Below are 19,354 nucleotides of genomic sequence, written 5' to 3'. Positions count from 1 at the left end.
ATAACACTAATCTAAAGCATTTCTGATTTCCAAAAGAGAATCCGTTTCAATGACTTTGTCATAACTCAAATCCTTCAGCCCGTTTTTCAATTTTTTGTCGCCCGACCATAAATAGCTATTCATATTCAAACTCAAAGCGACAAAAGGAGCATCAAATTCATCGATTTGTTTAACTAGTTGGAACGCCTTCATCCAAGATTCTTCACTGACAGTATCCAAATCAACCAAAGTCACTTTTGACAAAACCAGCTTTTTCAAAAACAAAATATCGCTTTCAGAAAGCTTGGATAGAGAAATCAGTTTTTTGTGATGTCGGGCTAATTCCGTGGTCAAAAAATCTGGAGCAAAAAAAGCGAATCGATCAAGAGGATCGAGAAGTAAATCTCCGATTTTGCCATTGGGATTAAGTATTGCGCTAAAAATGATATTCGTATCTACGACAATATTCACTTGATGAATCGGGATTTATTTTCCTTCCACCAAGTCGATTTGGATTCTCTTGCCAATTCCTCAATTTCCACGTCAGAAACCATATTTTCCGCACCCATTTCTTTCACTCGGATAAAATCTAGAATCCGCTGCAATCCGCTGAGATCAGTTTTTGAGGAAACCCTGATAATGATTTCTTTTTCAGTACGTTCGATTTGCATAACTCAATTTAGAAAGAATATTGATTTAATCGGCTCAGCCCAAATAAAGTTCCTCAAAGCCGCCCCAGCATCATACCTCCGTCTACAGCAATAATTTGTCCGGTCGCATAACTCAAATCTCCCCGGAGAAGGGCCGCTACGATTTTTCCAATATCCTCGGGTTTACCCATTCTTGGCTCTAAGGTCAAGCCTTTTTGGATTCGATCCTGATAGATTTCCTTGACCTTCTCAGTCATATCGGTCTCGATCACTCCTGGCTGAATCTCGAAAACCGGTATCCCAACTTCTGCCAATCGCACCGCAAAAACCTGATTCATCATCGATAGTCCAGACTTAGCCATGCAATAGGCAGCACGATTGGTCGAAGCCAGCTTTGCAGACACGGAAGTGATGGTGACAATGGAAAAATCGGAAGAATCACCTGCTTTTTTCAATTCCAGCATCCAATTGGCAATAGCCTGTGTCAAGAAAAAAGTCCCTCGCAAATTGATATCCATCAGGTGATCAAAGTCCTCTTCAGCCACTTCGAGTACATCTGCCCGTACCCGAGGAGCCACTCCGGCATTGTTGACAAGGAAATTCAGGGAGCCAAACTTGGCTTTGACTCCCTCCAGAATGTGTTCCCGGTCAGCCTTTTCGGCAATGTTCCCTTGGAAATACGCCACCCGAACTCCAGTCTTGCGAAGCTCTTCCAAGATATCCTCTACGTCAGACTGAGGCCTGACTCCATTCAAGGCCAAGTCGATTCCTTCTTGGGCCAGCTTTTTGGCAATTCCAAGCCCAATTCCCCGCGTGCCTCCGGTGATTAATGCAGTCTTTCTCATTCGCCTTTCAGAGTTTTAAGTTGGTCGTACTCGGGCATGGATTTGTAAAACGGGTCCAACGGAAAACAGCCTGAAATCATGCCGTTTCTCGGTGCGGTAGTGCAGTCGGAAAAGGTGCGGCAGATTTTGCCTCGCTTCAAGCCTTGGCCCGACAAGATATCCGCTGGCATATCCGGATAACTCAACACCATTCGGCCAAAGCCAATAGAGTCCGCCTTTCCAGTTTTCAATACTTCCTGCCCTACATTGGGTAGCCATTCCTGCAAGTAGGAATACGCCGATCCTACTACGTAAAATTCAGGAAAAGCCTGCTTCAGCTGAGCCGTAGCTGCGATCTGACGGGCAACACCATGGAGGGGATCTTCGGGAGGCAAATACCCATCCGAAGGAGGAAACAAGGCCGGGCGCTGAATGTGAGGATTGTAATACGGACTTCCGGCGGTGGTACAAAGGAGCTCGACATCCAATTCCTGTAAGACGCTCAAGAAAGCCGAAGATTCCTCAAAATCTTCTCCTATTCCATTTTCAGATCCCCCAAAAGCGTAGCGATAGGAACTTCCCAGAGCAGGAACTCCCTTTTCTTCCGGGCCTTTTTGGAAAGGTACCCAGTCAAAAATGCTCAGTCGAACACCAATTTCCAGACCCGGAGCGGCTGCCCGAATTCCGCTAACGATATCTCTCAGAAATCGAGTACGATTCTCAAAGCTTCCTCCATATTTCCCTTCCCGATCATAGGCACTGAGAAACTCATGTCCCAAGTAGCCATGGCAATGCTTGATGTCCACAAAATGGAATCCGGCCTTTTGTGCCAGCACCGCAGCCTTGATGTAATCTGCAATAATCGAATCGATCTCCTCATCGGTCATCAAGGGATAATCCTCTGACAGTCCAAATTTCTTATTCAGAACCGGATGAGGATACAGGATCCTAGGTTCCATGTGCTTTTTGTCATTCGGTTTGCAAAAGCGCCCCGAATGGGTAAGCTGAAGTCCTACTACCAAATCGGACGTTTCTCCAAAATGCTCTTGATGGGTAGTTTGAACCAAGTCAAATAAGTCGACAAACTCGGAGAAGGTGTCTTCATTGAGCAAAAGTTGATTGGGATTGGCGCGTCCCTCATGACGGACAGCCACTGCTTCACAGCCCCAAAGGAGCTTGGCTCCACTGAGGGCAAAGTTTTTCCAGCGTCTTTTAGTCAGATCGGTTGGGTGACCGTCTTCGGTGCCGTCCCAACCTTCCATCGGTAGAATGCACATGGCATTTCCGATGGTTCTACCTGATCGTAGGGCATGTGCTTTTCCGAAAGGAGAACTTTTCCCCGAGATCAATTCTGAGTCAAAACCCAGCTGAATTCCTTCTTTTTCCAGATACTGCCCAAACTGCTCGGCCGTTTTCAGCTGAGCTACACGGGGATATTGGGGTTTGTACTTTCCACTCATGCCGGCACGCAGTTTAAATAAGTGTAATAAGGTTCCTTATTAGCCATTCGCTGAATGAGCAAGGCCAATTCCCGAGCATGGTAATCGCCCCACATGCTGGACTCACCGTGGGCTACTTTGCCCTTTTCCGGCACATAGTCCCATCCATTCGGCTGATGATAGATGGAATGCAAAATCAAGCCTTGATGAGATGCTTGGGTAGAAAGATAAGGTTCGGAAAAGAGAACACTGGCCAGTTGAATCCCTGCTTGCTGATAGGTTTTGGCACGCTCGGGATCTGAGGCTGTTAGCCAGTTGCCAATTCGGATCAATCCTTGAGCGGCGATGCAGGCGGCAGAACTGTCCACCGGTTCGAACTCATTGAATGGGTCTGCAGGTCGATTGAGGTAATCTCCCAATCGGTGAAGATTTGGAGCTCCGGTATCCCAAAAGGGAATGCCATCCACAGGAGTATGATCTAGGTAAAACTCAGAAGTTGCGATGGCAGCCTGAGAAAGCTCTTCGATCAAATCTTTTTTGGAAATGACCTCTGAATAATCTGATTCATTGATCTGCTCCAAAATCTCCAAGGTCTCTCCCAAACCACAGATCGCCCATGCCAAACCTCTCGTCCAAGTGCTAAAGCCGGTATAGCCCTGCTGAGAATTGGGGCAACGGTAATTGCCATCGTTGGTATTGAAGATGATTTCATGGGCTGTTCGGCCGGAGATGTCGTAGCTGTCACGGCCTTTTCCATAGAAAATCGAAAAGCGAACCGTACTCAACAAATGCTGAACAGCACGCTGAATGAGGGAAATTCGCTTGTCATTTTCTGCCTGAAGTACATGGCCAAGCTGATGGGAAACGACCAAGGCCCGACAGCTGCGAATGGTATCCACAAACAAGGAATGAGGACCATTAAATGAATAAATAAATCCTCCACTTGGAATGGTGGTCCAACGGGTAGCCTGTACGGCTCCTGTTACTTTCAGCGCTAACGTATAAAACTCCTTTTCCCAATCGGAACCTTCGATCTTTCCTTCCAAAATCAGGCGAAGGAGATTCCCATACGTGCTGACATTGTTGAATCCATGATCATGTACTCCGATATGAGTCAGGTGAGGAGCCATTTTGGCAACCGTATTTTTTCTGCCTATTTCCAAAAAATCAGCATCACCTGTAGCATCAAATTGCAAGATGGCCGATCCAAATTGGAAGCCTTGGGTCCATTCAGTCCAGCCTCGGGTGACATAGGTTCCTTTTTCGGTAAAGACAGGAGCCCCTTTGCCAGTATCAAAGGTGGATTCGATGGAACGGATTTTTTGACCCGAAAGCTCCCAGAATCGAGGGAGTTGTTGGTTTACTTTTTCTAAAGAAAGATTGAAATCAAGCTTCATGGGAAGATTTAGAACTGAAATGATGAATAAGCATAAGAATCACAGTGGCAGGAATCAGGATGAGGTACATCGCTGCATCTGTAGGTAATCCCGCAAATCCGGCAGGGACCAATTCGGCCAGCGAAAACACAAAATAAACGAGCGCAAATGCTGATAAAAAAAGGAGTGATTTGGGCGGATGCTTAAACATCACCGCTCCCAAAACCACCGGAGCGATCATGGAAGTACCTGCAAAACTCACTCTTGCCAAAAGCACCAATTCATCGCTCATGTAAGTGGAAAACACCAACACGATGATGGAAAAAACAAAGATGGCAACCTGAGTAATGCGCATGACCTTTTTGTCCGATCCTGTCAGCAATGACCTCAATTCTGTGCCCAAAGCAAAGATCTGAGCATTGGTTGTGGACAAACACGCAGCAAAAAGGCCCACCACAGCCAATGCCGCCACAGGGCTGGCCTGATCAAACAATAAGGCTGCTGAAAGAAACTCAGCGGTTGTGCTATCAGGATACTTCACAGCGCCATAAAGTCCAATAAAGGCTGTGGGAAGGATAACCAAAATGGCAAAAAAGCCCACCGCATAAGCCATTTTATGCACCGACTTGAGATCTTTCATCACCACCAGTCGCGTGGTAAATTGAGGCTGGGAGACCGGAATCATCACAATCGCAATTGCTGACGCGATCAGAAAAGGACTGCTAAATAGCCCTTTTGGGCCCGGCAAGCTGAGGAGACCTACATTGGACTCCGTTACTTTCGCAATTCCGGCTTCCAAGCCGCCGGCCATTTGCAAACAAGTGTATCCGATAATCCAGATTACTACCAGCATGATCAATCCTTGGATGGCATCACTGTACATGATTGCCTTAAGTCCGCCAATTTCAGAGTAAACCAGCATCAAAACCACCAAAAGAGACGCCCATCCCCAGCCCGGAATCAAGTCGGGAAAAGCGGCATCCAAGAAAATCGATATCCCACGGATCTGGATGGCTACATAAGGGATCAAAAACAAAAAGGAACTGAGAAACAATAGATAGCCCGCCCACTGGGTTTGAAAGCAACCTTGAACAAATCCCGCCACCCCTTTATAGCCGACTTCTGTTGCTCTTTTTCGAAGCTTGTATCCAAACCATAGCAGAAAGAATACCATCAGGGCATCCGAAAGTCCAAGGAAAATCCAAGCACCTACACCATGAACCCGAAAGAAATCCGGCATACCCATAAAGGTAAACGCACTAAACAAGGCTGCCGAAAAGGTCAAAAAACCCAATATCGCTCCAATATTGGAGCCGGCTAACATAAAGTCATCCGAACTACGGTTTTTGCTGTAGGATCTGTAAGAGGCGTACCCAAGAGAAGCCAAGAATAGGGTGAAGAAGAAAATCAGCCAGCCAATCATGATTTCGAATCTTCTTGATGTGGGAAAATTTTAGAACCAATAAAAGTGGCTACCACGATTAATAGGGTCACCGCAAAGCTGGTCCAAAAAACGAAAGGGACTGATCCCAGCATAGGGTCTATTTTACCCTCTTGGAAAATCCACCAAAAGGCAGCTATCGTAAGCAGAAGTACCGCTGTGGCAAGAAGATGCCATGATTTGAAAGTCATCGTCAGGTTATTGGGTTAGGTTGGGAATGAAAAAGCCGAACAGGCTTTTTTGCTTGTTCGGCTTAAAATAGCAATAATCCAGTGTTTGGCCTGAAATCAAAGGTTTCCAAAGAACCTTTAAAGTCAGGTTTTTACGGAATCAATTTCGGAACTTATTGAAAATTGAAGTAGATGGTAATTCCTTTTCTTCGGATAGAAGAAATGGCATCTCTGAATTGGGGATTGTTTTTCTCGGGAACATACAGGTTATTCAATCCATGGGAAAAACGGATCTCCGGGGCAAACTTGAAGTATCGGAAATAAACTTCGAAACCCATGCCCGCCTCAAGGGTAAAGTCTTGCCCTGTAGTTACTATAGGATCCAGATTGGCCTCATCCTGAGACTTCGTACGAAATTGGTAACTACCTCCGCCAATGAAGTACATTCGGGTATTATTGAATCGCTGGGAGCGGTACTTGAACAGAAGCGGGAGCTCTACAATGGTCGCTTCATTGACTAATTCTTCTGTTCTGTATCCAAGATTACTTTGCACAGGATCAACATTATTTCCAGTGCCAGGATAAGTGATTGTGGAACCCGTTACATAATTGATATCCACCCTGTACTCATAAAATCCGATTTTCGGAGTGAACAAGAGGTTGGTTTGGTCATGAAGTCTCAATATTCCCGTGAATCCCAATGAAAACCCGGGGTTATACTTTGGGTAAATGGAGTAAATCTGATTACCAATCGTATTTGCTTGATTGAAATAGAGATCGGAATACTTGATTTGGTAGGTGGCGGTGTGAGTTGCCAAGAAAAATCCATAAGAAACCGTCTTGTCATCTGAACCAGATGTACTGGTTAGACCAAATAAGCCCTGAGCGTGCGCTTGTACTCCCAACAAGAAGAAAGAAGCAAAAAGGAAAATTACTTTTGACCTACGTAGATGGAGCTGATTCCAAAAGTGAGTGGCTTGCATACGGTGCTGTGAAATCCGACTTTTTTCAAAACTGCCAGAAAATCCTCCCCATCCGGAAAGGCCTGTACAGACTCAGGAAGGTAAGTATAGGCAGAATTGTCTTTGGATACAATTTTTCCGACCTGGGGCAAAATCGCATTGGAATAAAACGCATAAGCCTGCTTCATTGGGAAAGCTTTCGGCTTGCTGAATTCCAAAATAACGGTTTTACCTCCTGGCTTTAGTACCCGATACATGTCTGCCAGACCCTTTTCCAGATTCTCAAAGTTTCTGACTCCAAATGAAACGATGACCGCATCAAACTTATTATCCTCAAACTGCAAACCTTCGGAATCACCTAGGAGCATTTCGATTTTGTCTGAAAGGCCACGCTTGATCATCTTCTTTCTTCCCTCAGAGAGCATCCCCTCCGAAATATCTACTCCGATGATTTTGTCAGGATTCAAGGCAAGCGCTTCGATGGCGAAGTCTCCTGTGCCTGTGGCAATGTCCAAAATGAGCTTTGGATGATCTTTCTTGAGCATCTTCACAGCCTTTTTTCTCCAGATGATATCAATTCCCAAGCTGAGCACATGGTTGAGTAAATCGTATTTGGAACTGATGTTATTAAACATTTCAGCTACCTGTGCCTTCTTTGGGTCTTGCTTATCTTTGTAGGGTACGACGGACATCACGAATCTTCTTTGGTGGCACAATATTACTACACAAACCCGAGGAATCGAAAATTGTTGAACTCAAAGGCTAAAAGCCCTTACGAAATAAAAACGTATTTTTGCCACGAATTGAAAAGTTATGATCCGAAAAGCAACCTTTTTAGTAAGTAATACTGACCCGAAAAAGTGTCCAAAGCCTGACCGGGCAGAAATCGCTTTCATCGGACGATCTAATGTCGGAAAAAGCTCCCTCATCAATATGCTCACCGGAGTCAAAGAACTCGCCAAAACTTCCCAAAAACCCGGCAAAACCCAGTTGATCAATCACTTCACTATTGACGATCGCTGGTATTTGGTGGATTTACCCGGGTATGGCTTTGCCAAAGTGAGTAAAGACAAAAAGGTGAAATGGGAAAAAATGATCAGTGATTACCTGACTAATCGCGCCAATCTTTGCGGAGTAATTGTATTGATTGATAGCAGACTGGAGCCTCAGACAATCGACCTGGAGTTTTTGAATTGGTGTGGAGAAGAAGGCGTTCCTTTTGCGGTAGCATTTACCAAAGCCGACAAACAATCCAAAACCCAAACCGAAAAAAACGTCAGAACCTTCCTGAATAAGCTCGTGGAAATTTTTGGAGAAACACCCGACTACTTCGTAACCTCGGCTGAGAAAGGGCAAGGGAAAGAGGAATTGAGCGGATTCCTTTATGAATTGGTGTCTGAGTTTGAAGCCGAGGGAAGAAATTAATCGAGAGTTCTATATTTGCAGCCTGAATAAAGAAGACCATGAACTTTAAAGACATTGCAACAGTAGCCGGAAAGCCGGGTTTGTATAAAATTATCAAGCCGACGCGTTCGGGTGTAATTTTGGAGTCTCTGGATGAGAAAAAAGCCAAGTTGGTAGCTGGCATGTCCATGAGAGTATCCATCCTCAACGATATTTCGATCTATACCATGACCGAAGAAGGCGCCGAACCTCTCGAGTCCGTGATGAAAAAAATCGAAGCCGAATACAAAGGAGACACGGGAGTAGATTCTACTTCCTCCGATTCAGAATTGAGAGCTTTTTTGAAGTCAGTCCTTCCTGACTTTGACCAAGAGCGAGTGTATATCTCCGATATCAAAAAACTCAACGCATGGTATCAATTGATCCGAAAAAGTGCTCCTGAAGTGCTTCAAGAAAGTACAGAAACAGAGCAAAACTCCTAATTTTCCAAAGCCCTGAGTGATCGGGGCTTTTTTCTTGGACATGACTATGGATCAACCTATCTCTCAGGAAACCTACTCGCTTATCACCAAGGACTTTCAGCTGCCGGAAGTCAAAGAAGAATTTTCTGAGGAAAAAGCAATTGAAATTCTAGCCAAAGCCATCAGCCAATTGATGGATCGCAACTTGGAACGATTGCTTCAAATCTGCTATCGGGTGGATCTTTCTGAAAACAAATTGAAGCAGATCCTTCACGAATCAGATCCTGACCAGGTGGCTTCTGATTTAGCTAAAGCCCTTTGGGAACGACAAAAGCAAAAGGTGGAAATCAGAAGAAAATATTCGGAGGGATAATCACGAATCCCTCTTCTTTGGGTTTAAGTAAGGTCTTTTTCTGCAGCAGAACCTCCCTCTAATAAATCCTCCTTGGAGATTCTTCTTATTTTATTTCTGAGAAAGGCCTCTAAAAATTCGATGGACTCCACATCCTCGATTTCCAAAATTCCTTTGATGATCTCCAATTTTCTTCCTTGGATCGTTTTCTTTCCGCTGCGCATCTTCCAAAGGTAGCCTAAAATATTCTTTGATATCTTTTTTACCGACTGTACTGAGGGTGTTTTCCTACTTAAAGTCTTTGTTTTATTTTTAGGCCAAACCCAAAACCCATGGCAAACCCAATCTGGATCATGACTTCGGCGTTTGATCAGCTTAATTTGGATCAGACCGTCGAGAAAGCAATTGAAATCGGCGTTCAAGGATTAGATCTCTGCGTGTTTAGAAAAGACGGTACCCGAGATGACTTTGTAGCTACACATCTAGATTATGAAAACTTCGGCCCTGACCAAGCGAAAGCACTGATTGATCAATTCAACGGAGCAAAACTTCGACTTTCTATCGGAGCGTTTGAAAATCTGATTGGAGGCGATCCTATCCATAGAGTCAAAAATCAAAACCACCTGCTGCGTCTCATCCGAATGGCTTATCTGCTTGGAGGTGATGAAAATGATGTAAAAGTTGGAACCTTCGTAGGATACAATCACGAACTGGGCAATCAGGAGGGAGGTTTTGAAAAAAACCTGCTGGAATACCAGCGGATTTTTGGACCGATTATCCGCTATGCCAACAGCCTTGGGGTGACTGTACTCTACGAAAACTGCCCCATGGAAGGCTGGAGAAGTTCGGGTTTTACTGGCACGTTCAATAACCTGACCGGTGTACTTGCTGCACGCAAACTCATGTACGAACTAGTCCCTGAAAAAAATCACGGGGAAATTTACGACCCTTCCCATGACGTATGGCAGCATACCGATCCGGTAGAGGTGATGAAACATACGGATATGTCGCGCCTAAAGCGGATTCACGTGAAGTCCACCCGAAATGTACCAGATCCATTTTGGGGAAACATGTACCCAATGCAGCAAATCCACCCGGAATGGGCTGAAAAACTGGGCATCAGCTCCAGTAAAAATCCTTGGGACCGGCATCATTACGAAGCTACGCTTCCAGGCTTTGGATTAGGAGACTCCATGGATTGGAGGGCTTTTGTGAATGTGCTGAAAGAAAAAGGCTTCTCCGGACCCTTTGAAATTGAAAATGAGGCAGTCCTATCCAAGCAAACCGGAAAAATGGGAGCCATCGTCCAAGGATGCAAAGCAGCTGTTCAAAACTTAGCCCCATTGCTATGGGAACTCACCGATGAGGGCTGGACCTATCCTTCTCGGGAATATGCGCCTCTGAAGGATTTGAACAGGGTTGATATTCCGTTGGTGACGATGGATGACTTGGGCTAAGTTGTCTCTATAATTTATCTAAAACCGTACAAAATTTTACGTTGACAGCGTAAACTTTTGTACTTTTCAAAAGTAAATATTTTTACTTCCTCAAAATAAATCATATCTTTAGGCCTTTAACCCACTAGAGAAATGGTACTTAAGGAAGAATTAGCGGCAGCAGTGAGTGGGCAGAAAAAAGGACTATCAAAAAAAACCAAGCTCACTGAACGAGAAGCAATCGCTGGATTTAAGCATTCAAGTACACATATAGAAGTAATCACAGGCATACGACGTTGTGGAAAAAGTACCCTCATGCGTCAGCTGATAACCAATACTCATCAAGAATTTGCCTATCTGAACTTTGAAGATCCAAGAATATTCGGATTTGAGGTCAGTGACTTTTCTAAATTGGATGAAGTGTTTGGGGAGGAAGTTTCCGTTTATTTTTTTGATGAGATCCAGAATGTCACTGGTTGGGAGGTTTTTGTGAGACAGCTACACGACCGCGGAAGCAAAGTGTATATCACCGGGTCCAATGCCTCTCTTCTCAGCAGCGAGTTGGGTACAAGGCTAACTGGACGCCACCTTTCCTATGAAATGTTTCCATTTTCCTACTCTGAATATTTGGCATACAGCGAGCAAGAAGACAGCAAGGAGAGTTTCCTAGACTATCTGTATTCAGGAGGATTTCCTGAATTTCTTCGAGACCGAAATCCCGAAGTCCTTCAGAATCTTCTAAAAGACATTGTCTTCAGGGATATTGCCATCCGCTATGGTATCAAAAACACCAAAACGCTGATGGAGATCGCTCTATTTCTCCTGTCCAATGTGGGAAAGACGACGAGCATCAATAGTTTGAGAAAAACCTTTGATGTGGGCTCTCCCAGCACAGTCTCTGACTATTTATCTTGGATGGAAGATGCCTACTTGTACTTTTTCGTACCAAAGTTTAGTTGGTCCGCTAAAAGCATTTCGAAAAATCCTAAAAAAGTCTATGCTATCGATACAGGATTTGCAAAAGCAAACTCACTCAGCTTCAGCAATGACAACGGTAGACTCCTGGAAAACTTGGTTTTTATCCTCTTGAGAAAAAAAGATTTTGAGCTATACTACTTCAATGAGCGAAGAGAATGTGATTTCGTTGTAATGGAAAATAAGCAGTGCAAGTGGGTCATCCAAGTAACTGAACAGGTGCACGGGGATAACAAGCAACGAGAACTGGATGGATTAGTAGAGGCTATGACCTTCTTCGGGAAAGAGGAGGGCTTCATCATCACGATGGACCAAAATGACAAACTAACTCTGGAAGAAAAAACTGTCAGGCTTATCCCAGTCAGAACATTCCTAAAAGAATTCCTCTCCTCGCCATAAAATCCAAAGCCTTTAGCCAATCAATTCCCCAATCCTTGCTCATACCCTTTATCAGCTGGAAGATTGGCACCCATTGAGGCAGCCACTGCCAGTTGATCACAGCGTTCGTTTTCGGGGTGACCGGCATGTCCTTTTACCCAGATGAATTTAGGCTTGTACTTCAGGTGAAGCGGAATGTATCGAAGCCAGAGATCGGGATTTTTCTTGTCTTTGAAGCCTTTTTTCTGCCAGCCCCAAAGCCAGCCTTTCTCGATGGCATCTACTACATATTTGCTATCAGAGTAAATCTGAACAGGAAATTCAGTGGTCTTGAGCTCTTGAAGGGCACGGATCACGGCAAGCAATTCCATGCGATTGTTGGTAGTAAGTCGAAAACCCTCGGAGAGTTCTTTACGGTGTTGGCCAAATTTGAGCACCACTCCATAGCCTCCCGGACCGGGATTTCCTTTGGCAGCACCGTCGGTAAAAATGATAATCATGGCACAAAGAAATAAAAAAAGCCGGGGTCTCCGGCCTTAAGTTTATCCAACTGTGATTGGAAAGGCGTTTGATTTGAAGATTTTCACTGCGATGGACAAGAGTATAATACCGAAAATTCTACGGAGCACATCGACTCCTGTTTTTCCAAGTTTGCGCTCCAGCCAAGTGGTACTTTTCAGGACGATGTAGACAAAAATCAAATTGAGCAGGATTCCAATGGCGATATTTACCTGCTCAAACTCTGCTTTCAAGGTCAGAATGGTAGTCAAGGTACCTGCTCCTGCAATCAGCGGAAAAGCAATCGGGACGATTGAAGCACTGGAAGTAGCCTCAGGATCGGGTTTGAATAGCTCAATTCCCAAGATCATCTCCGCCCCCAAAGCAAAAATGATCAATGCCCCGGCGATGGCAAAATCCTCCACACCGATGCCAAAAAGACTCAGGATGGATTTTCCTACCAGCAAAAAAGCAATCATCAACACCCCTGCGGCTAAGGTGGCTTTTTCGGATTGAATATGACCTACTTTTTTACGGAGATTGATAATGATCGGGATTGATCCGAGGATATCAATGACGGAAAAAAGGATCAGCGAAACAGAAAGGATTTGTTTGAAATCAACCATGGCGCAAAGGTAAGGGGATTTTGCGCAGCAGCCAGATGGAAGAGATTAATTCAAAGTAAAGTCTCAGAGCAAACCCGAACCATCCTCGACCTCCTCTATCGCCTGTCGGAGGAAATCATTGAACGGCTTCATGGTCCGAAAACCATCCAAGGCAAAGGTCAAAAAAGCACCTGAATCCACGGCCTTGTCCGAGATCGGATGCGACACCGTGAAGCTTTTCAGCTTCAGGTACTCGATGTAAGGATGCTCTGCTTCATAATCTCGCGGACTGGTTTTGAGCTTATCTCCTTCGATGGATGGGAAAAGTTTTTTGAATTCCGGATCGTTTTCGATTCGCTCAAGTTCGGCACCGCTATAGTCGATTTCTTTTCGAATTTTCTTCAGCGTATCCGCTTCAGGCATCCAGATACCTCCTGCCAAGAATGAATTCCCAGGCTGAATCTGAAGGTAATATCCAGGACCGGGTGACTTTTTGCCGCCAACCGAAAAATATACCCCGAAATTCGTCTTATAAGGATCCTTATTGTTTGAAAATCTCACATCGCGATTCTGTCGAAAGACACAATCCTTGGGTTTGAAAGCCGATAGTTCCGGTTCGATCTCCGTCATTTCTTTAAGCAGAACCTCCACATCTTCCAGCAACCTTGTCCTCGTCTCGGTATACCATTTCTTATTGGCATCCATCCAGTCTTTGTGGTTGTTTTTGGCAAGGGTAGATAGAAATTCGAGATATGGACGCATAGAAGGGCTGGAATTTGAAGGCTAATTACTAAAGGTCAAAACCGCCAAAATGAGGTTAAGTTTAAATAAAATCCACCAAGGTCTCCAGCTTCATCCCACGGCTACCTTTGATCAGAATGAGGTAATCTTCCAGCTTGCTGTCTTCCAACCAATTTCTAAAGGAGAACGGATCAGGAAAATACAGTGCCTTTGGCGCTTTTTCCAGTGCAGAGACGATCAGTTTTCCAGTGAAGCAAACTTTATCAATCGGATATTCGCTGACAATTTCTCCTAGCTTTCTGTGCTCTTCCTCAGCATGTACCCCAAGCTCAAACATATCCCCGAGGATGATCATTTTGTGCCTTTTCCCGGTCATCTGACCAAAAGTGCGGATGGCCACTTCCATGCTGGACGGATTTGCATTATAAGCGTCCAGGATGATCAGATTGCTGCGCTTCTCGATAAGTTGGGAACGCATGTTTTCGGGTTTGTAATTGACAATCCCCTCCACGGCTTTTTCCATGGGCACTCCGAAAAACTTCCCTATCGTCAGTGCATTGGCTATGTTTCCGAAATTGTAAGCTCCAATCAACGAGGTCAAGTGCTCACCGGAAACCCCTTCTACAGCAAACTTCACGAAGGGATTGGCCCCGAGAAAAGTGACTTCGCAAAAATCCCCCTTGGCAGGATAGAGAACCGGGTTCTCAAAGCGCTTGATCATATTGGAAAAAATCGGGTCTTGAGAGTTAATGAAAACTGTCCCCTTGTTTGCTCTCAGGTGCTGATACAGTTCAGTTTTGGTTTTGAGAACTCCCTCCGGCCCGCCCATTCCTTCCAAGTGCGCCTTACCGATATTAGTAATAAAGCCATGAGTAGGCTCTGCGATATCGCAAAGCTCTTGAATGTCGCCTTGCTTATTGGCTCCCATTTCGATGATGGCGATCTCGTGTTCAGGTTTCAACCTGAGCAATGTCAAAGGCACGCCAATGTGATTGTTTAGATTACCAATGGTTGCCAATGTGTTGAACTTTTGCTTCAAAACAGCATGCAACAGCTCCTTGGAAGTGGTTTTCCCATTAGATCCTGTCAGCCCGATAAATGGAATGTCAAACTGTCTTCGGTGGTGCGTTGCAAGTTTTTGCAAAGCAGTAAGCACGTCTTCACAGAAAAAATAGCGCTCGTCGCCCTCCACCAAGTACTTCTCCTCATCGATCACCACAGCCGAAGCCCCCATTTCTAAGGCCTTCGCGGCAAAGTCATTCGCATTGAAATTGGGTCCTTTCAGCGCAAAAAAGAGATTTCCCGCATCGATCTTGCGGGTATCGGTACTGACGCCGGTGCTTTTCAGAAAGAGCTGGTAAAGGAGTTCGAGGTTCATTTTTCGGGAAAATTTGCCACAAAATAACGCAAACGGTACATCTTTGCGGAGCTCGATTCGTTTTATTTTGGAGTTTCATTTTACTCTACCATGCAAAAATTCCTTGTCCTGATTTTTCTGTTGATCGCTTCTCCCGCTTTCACTCAGGCAATTTTTGAATGGGATCAAGGCAAATCTGTGCAGGTAAATGGTGAAACTGTTCCTATCGGTTTTTCCCAAGGTATCAATTCCGCCCAAATCCAAACCATCGATCTTACCGGTGATGGCGTCGAAGAATGGGTGGTATGGGATATCAATTCCCGGCAACTTCAGGTGTTTGAGCAAAAAGGTGAAAACTTCAGTCTAAGACCTGAGCTCAGCTATTTTTTCCCCCTAGAGATCAGCGGGTTTTTGGTATTGGCTGATTTTGATAGGGATGGGAAAAAGGACCTCTTCACATCCACTCCTCTGGGCATACGGGCATTTCGAAATACTTCTTCAGGAACTCAGGTGGCCTGGACTTTGGCACAAAACTTCCTCCGCCTGGATGGAGCCAATAACATCCCCGCCAACAACCTAGACACGCCTCTGCTGCAGGATGTGGACGGAGACGGGGACTTGGATCTGGTGATTTTCAATTTTGCTGTGGGAGACTTTTTGGAGTTTTACCGCAATACTTCTGTGGAGCGAAAAGGTACGCCCGACATCGACGGTTTTGCTTTTCCTGTCCGGCATTGGGGAAATTTTGAGTTTTGCGCCTGCGCTCAAATCAGTTTTGGGCAAACCTGTGACGGAAGACTTCTGAATTCAGGAAATCTGCAGGATGAAAACGCCCGAATCCAGCATGCAGGAGGGCATAGCATCCTGTATCGGGACTTCACGGGTGACGGCATTCCGGATTTGCTGCTGGGTCGGGACGAGTGCAATACCCTGTATTTCCTTCCCAATTTGGGAACCTCAGTCAACCCACGATTCAGCACCTTTTCTACTCAAGTTCCCGGCTATGGTTCCCTGCCTCAATTCCCGAGATTTCATGTGGGTAGAATGATTGGAGATGAGTTGATCGTCAGCTTAAATACCAATGAAACTGCGGCTACCTTTCGCATTGACTTTGCCAATTCGGTAGTGAAGCTGGAGAGAAATACAGGCGTTATTCGTCCGATTCTTCAGGATCAATTGTTCGATTTGGGAGAAAACGTAAGGCCGTATTTCAAGGGGAATGTCTTTGCCGGGGAACTTTGGCTGACTGCCAATGTCAAAAATGAAAATGCGGTTCAAGGGCATGCCTATCGCCTGAGCTATTCAGGAGATCGATTCGAATTACTGAATGAAGATTACCTCAGCCTTTCTGCCTTGAATCTTTTGGAAGTCCAACTCATCGAATACGGGAGCGTCAAAAACCAATCCTATCTTTTGGCCTCAGGAGTGCGGGCTACCAATGGTGTTCCAAACCAAGTACTTCTAAGAGGTCAAGGTCAAAATTGGAATGATTTTCAGCTAGTTGGCCTGACGCTTCGGGTGGGCGATCAGCTTACATTTTTCCCCTACCAGGGAAAAGATCAGTTACTAATTGCTGCGCAAAATGGAAGCCTGACACTCTACGAGGTAGATTTAGAGGCTCGGACGGCAACTCTGAAAACGGCCAATTTTCTAGGCTACCAGGACAATCCCGCCAACCGAAACCTGAGTGTAGCGGTGCGAATTCAAGACAAACCGGATCTGTACTCCGTGGATCAAACAGGTCGAATTTTCTTGGCCAAAGACATGATGAATTCCGATGTTCGGGAGGAGGTATTGGTAAAAATCGGAGAACAAAACCTTCCTTTCCGACTGGGAAGAAATACCTGGATATCAGTCGTCAATCCGGGATTTGATGAGAATGTAGATTTGATTTTGGGAAGTCGAGGCGGGGGAATTACCTATTTGAAATCCGTAAAGTCAGATTCTCCCACAGATCGTGAACTCTTGGTCAAACTCTACCCCAATCCGACATCAGGGCCGTTTAAGGTAGTCTCAAACACCCCTGCCAAAGCCCGATTGATCACCTCCTTGGGACAAATCCTTTTGGATGAAATCCAGATTCCCGCCAACCGGGAAATCGAAATTCAAGCCCAAGCCCTTCAGCCCGGAGTTTACTTTTTACAACTGGAAACCGAGGATCGGAAAGTGGTCGTGAAGAAGGTACTGGTGAGGTGATTTTTGTTTCTCACAGATTTACACTGATTTTCTTCACAGATTCGCACAGATATAATATGACATTTTAGCTTCCCACTGAATGATAATTACAAAATCTGTATGATCTGTGATTTTCATCTGTGAAAATCTGTGGGAACTAGAACCTTTCCTTCCAAATAATCCCATTTGCCCACCTCCCCCAAAACGGCTAGCTTAGAACTAGAATTAATCTACACATGAAGAACATCTACTCCTTCCTTTTTTTGGCGCTTTTCGCCTGGGCATGTAAATCCGGCCCTGAAAATCCCGCCGATTCAGTCTACATCAACGGCATCATCTACACCGTCGACGAAGCTAATCCCAAAGCCCAAGCCGTGGCCGTTAAAGACGGATTAATCCTGGCGGTAGGCTCGACCGAAGAAATCCAAGCCTACGTCGGCAAGTCCACCGAGGTGATCGACTTGCAGGGCAAAACCATGACTCCGGGATTTATTGAATCCCACGCCCACCTGATGGGCATCGGGTACAACAAGCTGGAGATCGACCTGATGGGTGTCAAAACCTACGACGAACTTATCCAAAAAGTAGCCGAAGCCGCTGCCACCGCCAAGCCGGGAGACTGGATCACTGGTCGTGGTTGGCATCAGGACAAATGGCTGCAAATGCCCGAGAAAACCGTCAAGGGCTTCCAAACCCATGATGCTCTCAGTGCGGTCACACCCAATAATCCAGTGTACCTCGCCCATGCTTCCGGTCATGCCTCTTTTGTCAATCAGAAGGCGATGGAACTTGCAGGCATTACCCCTTTACGAAGTGAGAAACCCACCCAGGAAGTCGAAGGCGGCGAAGTCCTCCGCGACGAACTTGGCAACCCAACTGGCGTTTTGGTAGAGCGAGCCTCCACTTTGGTGGCAAAACTTATTCCTGAAACTACCCCTGAGAAAAATGAAGAAGCACTCACCTTGGCCCTACAGGAACTGGCCGAAAAAGGAATCACTTCCTTCCACGATGCGGGTTCAGGTCAGGATGTGATCGACTTGGTTCAAAAGTTCAAAAACGAAGGCAAACTCACCTCCCGCATGTACATCATGCTTACGGGTCGTCAGCCAGAGTTGCTGGAAACATGGTACAAAAAAGGCCCGATGATCGACCCTGATCATTTCCTTACGGTGCGCTCGATCAAACTGAATTGCGACGGTGCCCTTGGTCCTTGGGGAGCTTGGTTGCTAGAAGATTATTCCGACAAGCCCGGTCATCGAGGCCATGAAACACTTCCGATGTCTGTGGTGACAGAGGTATCCGAAAAGGCCCTTCCGCTCGGTTTTCAGGTTTGCTCCCACGCCATCGGCGACCGGGCCAATCAGGAGATTTTGGATCGATACGAAGCGGCTTTTGCTAAAAATCCCGAGGCCAAAGATCATCGCTTCCGCATCGAGCATGCCCAGCATTTGCATCCGGATGATATTCCGAGATTTGGTCAGTTGGGCGTGATTGCGGCCATGCAGGCGATTCACTTGAGTTCGGACCGACCTTGGGCGATCGATCGCTTGGGTGAAAAGCGCATCATCGATGGGGCCTATGTGTGGCAGAGCCTGTTCAAGACCGGTGCCCGCATTGCCAACGGAACCGATGCCCCCGTGGAACCCGTAGATCCGATTCCTTCCTTCTATGCTTCAGTGACCCGCAAGACCCTTCAGGGACTTCCGGAGGGAGGCTACGAAGGCGAACAAAAAATGACCCGTGAGCAGGCTTTGAAGTCCTACACCCTAGACGGCGCTTTTGCTGAGTTTGAGGAAAACTTCAAAGGATCGATTGAAGTGGGAAAGGCAGCCGACTTTACCGTTTTCGACAAAAACATTATGGAAATCCCCGAGGATGAAATTTTGCAAACTAAGGTGCAGATGACTGTAGTGGGGGGAAAAGTAGTGTTCAAAAGGTAGAATTAAGAAATCTCAAGTCATAAATCTGAGTTTGACCTTCCAGGTTTTGAAAACCTGGAAGGTCTCTGATGTTTGGCTCTTTACTAGTCGATGAAAAAAAGTAGGTCATAATTTGGAGTTATGGCCTTTTTTTATGGATATTGTATCTAGTTATTAGACTAGATATGGGTTATCCGACTAAAGTACAGCTC

General features: G+C 45.6%; 20 protein-coding genes. 7 read left to right on the top strand and 13 right to left on the bottom strand.

Annotated features, from left to right (window positions below):
* Positions 1-6: 6 nt before the first annotated feature.
* The 8 genes from ACFPIK_RS16580 to ubiE all read right to left on the bottom strand — a co-directional run bounded on the left by ACFPIK_RS16580 (position 7) and on the right by ubiE (position 7,533).
* A complete protein-coding gene (locus ACFPIK_RS16580; protein ID WP_377917300.1) occupies positions 7-450 on the bottom strand; it encodes a PIN domain-containing protein in 444 nt (147 codons plus the stop codon).
* Positions 447-650 (bottom strand): hypothetical protein, encoded by a 204-nt coding sequence (locus ACFPIK_RS16575; protein ID WP_111392663.1) that lies wholly within the window; start codon positions 648-650, stop codon positions 447-449. The genes ACFPIK_RS16580 and ACFPIK_RS16575 overlap by 4 nt, the downstream gene beginning before the upstream one ends.
* Positions 651-703: 53 nt before the next feature.
* A complete protein-coding gene (locus ACFPIK_RS16570; protein ID WP_377917298.1) occupies positions 704-1,474 on the bottom strand; it encodes a 3-ketoacyl-ACP reductase in 771 nt (256 codons plus the stop codon).
* Entirely contained in the window at positions 1,471-2,913 is a 1,443-nt protein-coding gene (locus tag ACFPIK_RS16565; protein WP_377917296.1) for an oxidoreductase, read from the bottom strand. The genes ACFPIK_RS16570 and ACFPIK_RS16565 overlap by 4 nt, the downstream gene beginning before the upstream one ends.
* Complete coding sequence (locus ACFPIK_RS16560; RefSeq protein ID WP_377917294.1) at positions 2,910-4,289, bottom strand: glycosyl hydrolase; 1,380 nt, start codon at positions 4,287-4,289, stop codon at positions 2,910-2,912. Before ACFPIK_RS16560 ends, ACFPIK_RS16565 begins: the two co-directional genes overlap by 4 nt.
* Entirely contained in the window at positions 4,279-5,691 is a 1,413-nt protein-coding gene (locus ACFPIK_RS16555; protein WP_377917292.1) for a sodium:solute symporter family protein, read from the bottom strand. The genes ACFPIK_RS16560 and ACFPIK_RS16555 overlap by 11 nt, the downstream gene beginning before the upstream one ends.
* A 361-nt stretch (positions 5,692-6,052) precedes the next feature.
* Positions 6,053-6,862 (bottom strand): type IX secretion/gliding motility protein PorT/SprT, encoded by an 810-nt coding sequence (gene porT / locus ACFPIK_RS16550; protein WP_377917290.1) that lies wholly within the window; start codon positions 6,860-6,862, stop codon positions 6,053-6,055.
* On the bottom strand, positions 6,811-7,533 hold the full coding sequence (ubiE, locus tag ACFPIK_RS16545; protein ID WP_377917288.1) for a bifunctional demethylmenaquinone methyltransferase/2-methoxy-6-polyprenyl-1,4-benzoquinol methylase UbiE: 723 nt from the start codon (positions 7,531-7,533) through the stop codon (positions 6,811-6,813). The genes porT and ubiE overlap by 52 nt, the downstream gene beginning before the upstream one ends.
* Positions 7,534-7,654: 121 nt before the next feature.
* On the opposite strand from ubiE, the gene yihA reads away from it, so the two are divergent.
* Genes yihA through ACFPIK_RS16530 form a run of 3 tightly spaced genes read left to right on the top strand, consistent with a single transcriptional unit; the run spans position 7,655 to position 9,079 of the window.
* The gene (gene yihA, locus ACFPIK_RS16540; RefSeq protein WP_377917286.1) at positions 7,655-8,266 is read left to right on the top strand and encodes a ribosome biogenesis GTP-binding protein YihA/YsxC; all 612 of its coding nucleotides are present in this window, start codon (positions 7,655-7,657) and stop codon (positions 8,264-8,266) included.
* Between the two features lie 38 nt (positions 8,267-8,304).
* Positions 8,305-8,727, top strand: coding sequence for a DUF5606 family protein (locus ACFPIK_RS16535; protein ID WP_377917284.1), 423 nt, complete (start codon positions 8,305-8,307; stop codon positions 8,725-8,727).
* Positions 8,728-8,773: 46 nt separating this feature from the next.
* The gene (locus ACFPIK_RS16530) at positions 8,774-9,079 is read left to right on the top strand and encodes a hypothetical protein (protein WP_377917282.1); all 306 of its coding nucleotides are present in this window, start codon (positions 8,774-8,776) and stop codon (positions 9,077-9,079) included.
* Positions 9,080-9,102: 23 nt separating this feature from the next.
* On the opposite strand, the gene ACFPIK_RS16525 is transcribed toward ACFPIK_RS16530, so the two are convergent.
* Complete coding sequence (locus tag ACFPIK_RS16525; protein ID WP_377917280.1) at positions 9,103-9,282, bottom strand: hypothetical protein; 180 nt, start codon at positions 9,280-9,282, stop codon at positions 9,103-9,105.
* 108 nt (positions 9,283-9,390) lie between these two features.
* On the opposite strand from ACFPIK_RS16525, the gene ACFPIK_RS16520 reads away from it, so the two are divergent.
* Positions 9,391-10,515 carry a sugar phosphate isomerase/epimerase family protein gene (locus tag ACFPIK_RS16520; protein WP_377917278.1) on the top strand — a complete coding sequence of 375 codons (1,125 nt, stop codon included), beginning with the start codon at positions 9,391-9,393 and terminating at the stop codon, positions 10,513-10,515.
* A 132-nt stretch (positions 10,516-10,647) separates the two neighbouring features.
* Complete coding sequence (locus ACFPIK_RS16515) at positions 10,648-11,868, top strand: ATP-binding protein (protein WP_377917276.1); 1,221 nt, start codon at positions 10,648-10,650, stop codon at positions 11,866-11,868.
* 20 nt (positions 11,869-11,888) lie between these two features.
* Here the strand turns inward: ACFPIK_RS16515 and rnhA are convergent, their stop codons facing one another.
* The 4 genes from rnhA to ACFPIK_RS16495 all read right to left on the bottom strand — a co-directional run bounded on the left by rnhA (position 11,889) and on the right by ACFPIK_RS16495 (position 15,069).
* Positions 11,889-12,347, bottom strand: coding sequence for a ribonuclease HI (gene rnhA / locus ACFPIK_RS16510; RefSeq protein WP_377917274.1), 459 nt, complete (start codon positions 12,345-12,347; stop codon positions 11,889-11,891).
* A gap of 42 nt (positions 12,348-12,389) precedes the next feature.
* Positions 12,390-12,971, bottom strand: a complete 582-nt coding sequence (locus ACFPIK_RS16505; RefSeq protein WP_377917272.1) for a MarC family protein — start codon at positions 12,969-12,971, stop codon at positions 12,390-12,392.
* Between the two features lie 63 nt (positions 12,972-13,034).
* Positions 13,035-13,712: a DUF2461 domain-containing protein gene (locus ACFPIK_RS16500; RefSeq protein ID WP_377917270.1), complete on the bottom strand. Its 678-nt coding sequence runs from the start codon at positions 13,710-13,712 to the stop codon at positions 13,035-13,037.
* A 61-nt stretch (positions 13,713-13,773) separates the two neighbouring features.
* The gene (locus tag ACFPIK_RS16495) at positions 13,774-15,069 is read right to left on the bottom strand and encodes a UDP-N-acetylmuramoyl-tripeptide--D-alanyl-D-alanine ligase (RefSeq protein ID WP_377917268.1); all 1,296 of its coding nucleotides are present in this window, start codon (positions 15,067-15,069) and stop codon (positions 13,774-13,776) included.
* Positions 15,070-15,159: 90 nt separating this feature from the next.
* On the opposite strand from ACFPIK_RS16495, the gene ACFPIK_RS16490 reads away from it, so the two are divergent.
* Positions 15,160-17,244, top strand: a complete 2,085-nt coding sequence (locus ACFPIK_RS16490; protein ID WP_377917266.1) for a T9SS type A sorting domain-containing protein — start codon at positions 15,160-15,162, stop codon at positions 17,242-17,244.
* A gap of 215 nt (positions 17,245-17,459) precedes the next feature.
* Entirely contained in the window at positions 17,460-19,163 is a 1,704-nt protein-coding gene (locus ACFPIK_RS16485; protein ID WP_377917264.1) for an amidohydrolase, read from the top strand.
* Positions 19,164-19,354: the final 191 nt, after the last annotated feature.

The organism is Algoriphagus aquatilis, from assembly GCF_042657405.1.
GTDB classification, from domain to species: Bacteria; Bacteroidota; Bacteroidia; order Cytophagales; family Cyclobacteriaceae; genus Algoriphagus; species Algoriphagus aquatilis.
The sequence above is the reverse complement of the archived record's forward strand: the minus strand, read 5'-3'. Positions and strand labels throughout refer to the sequence as shown.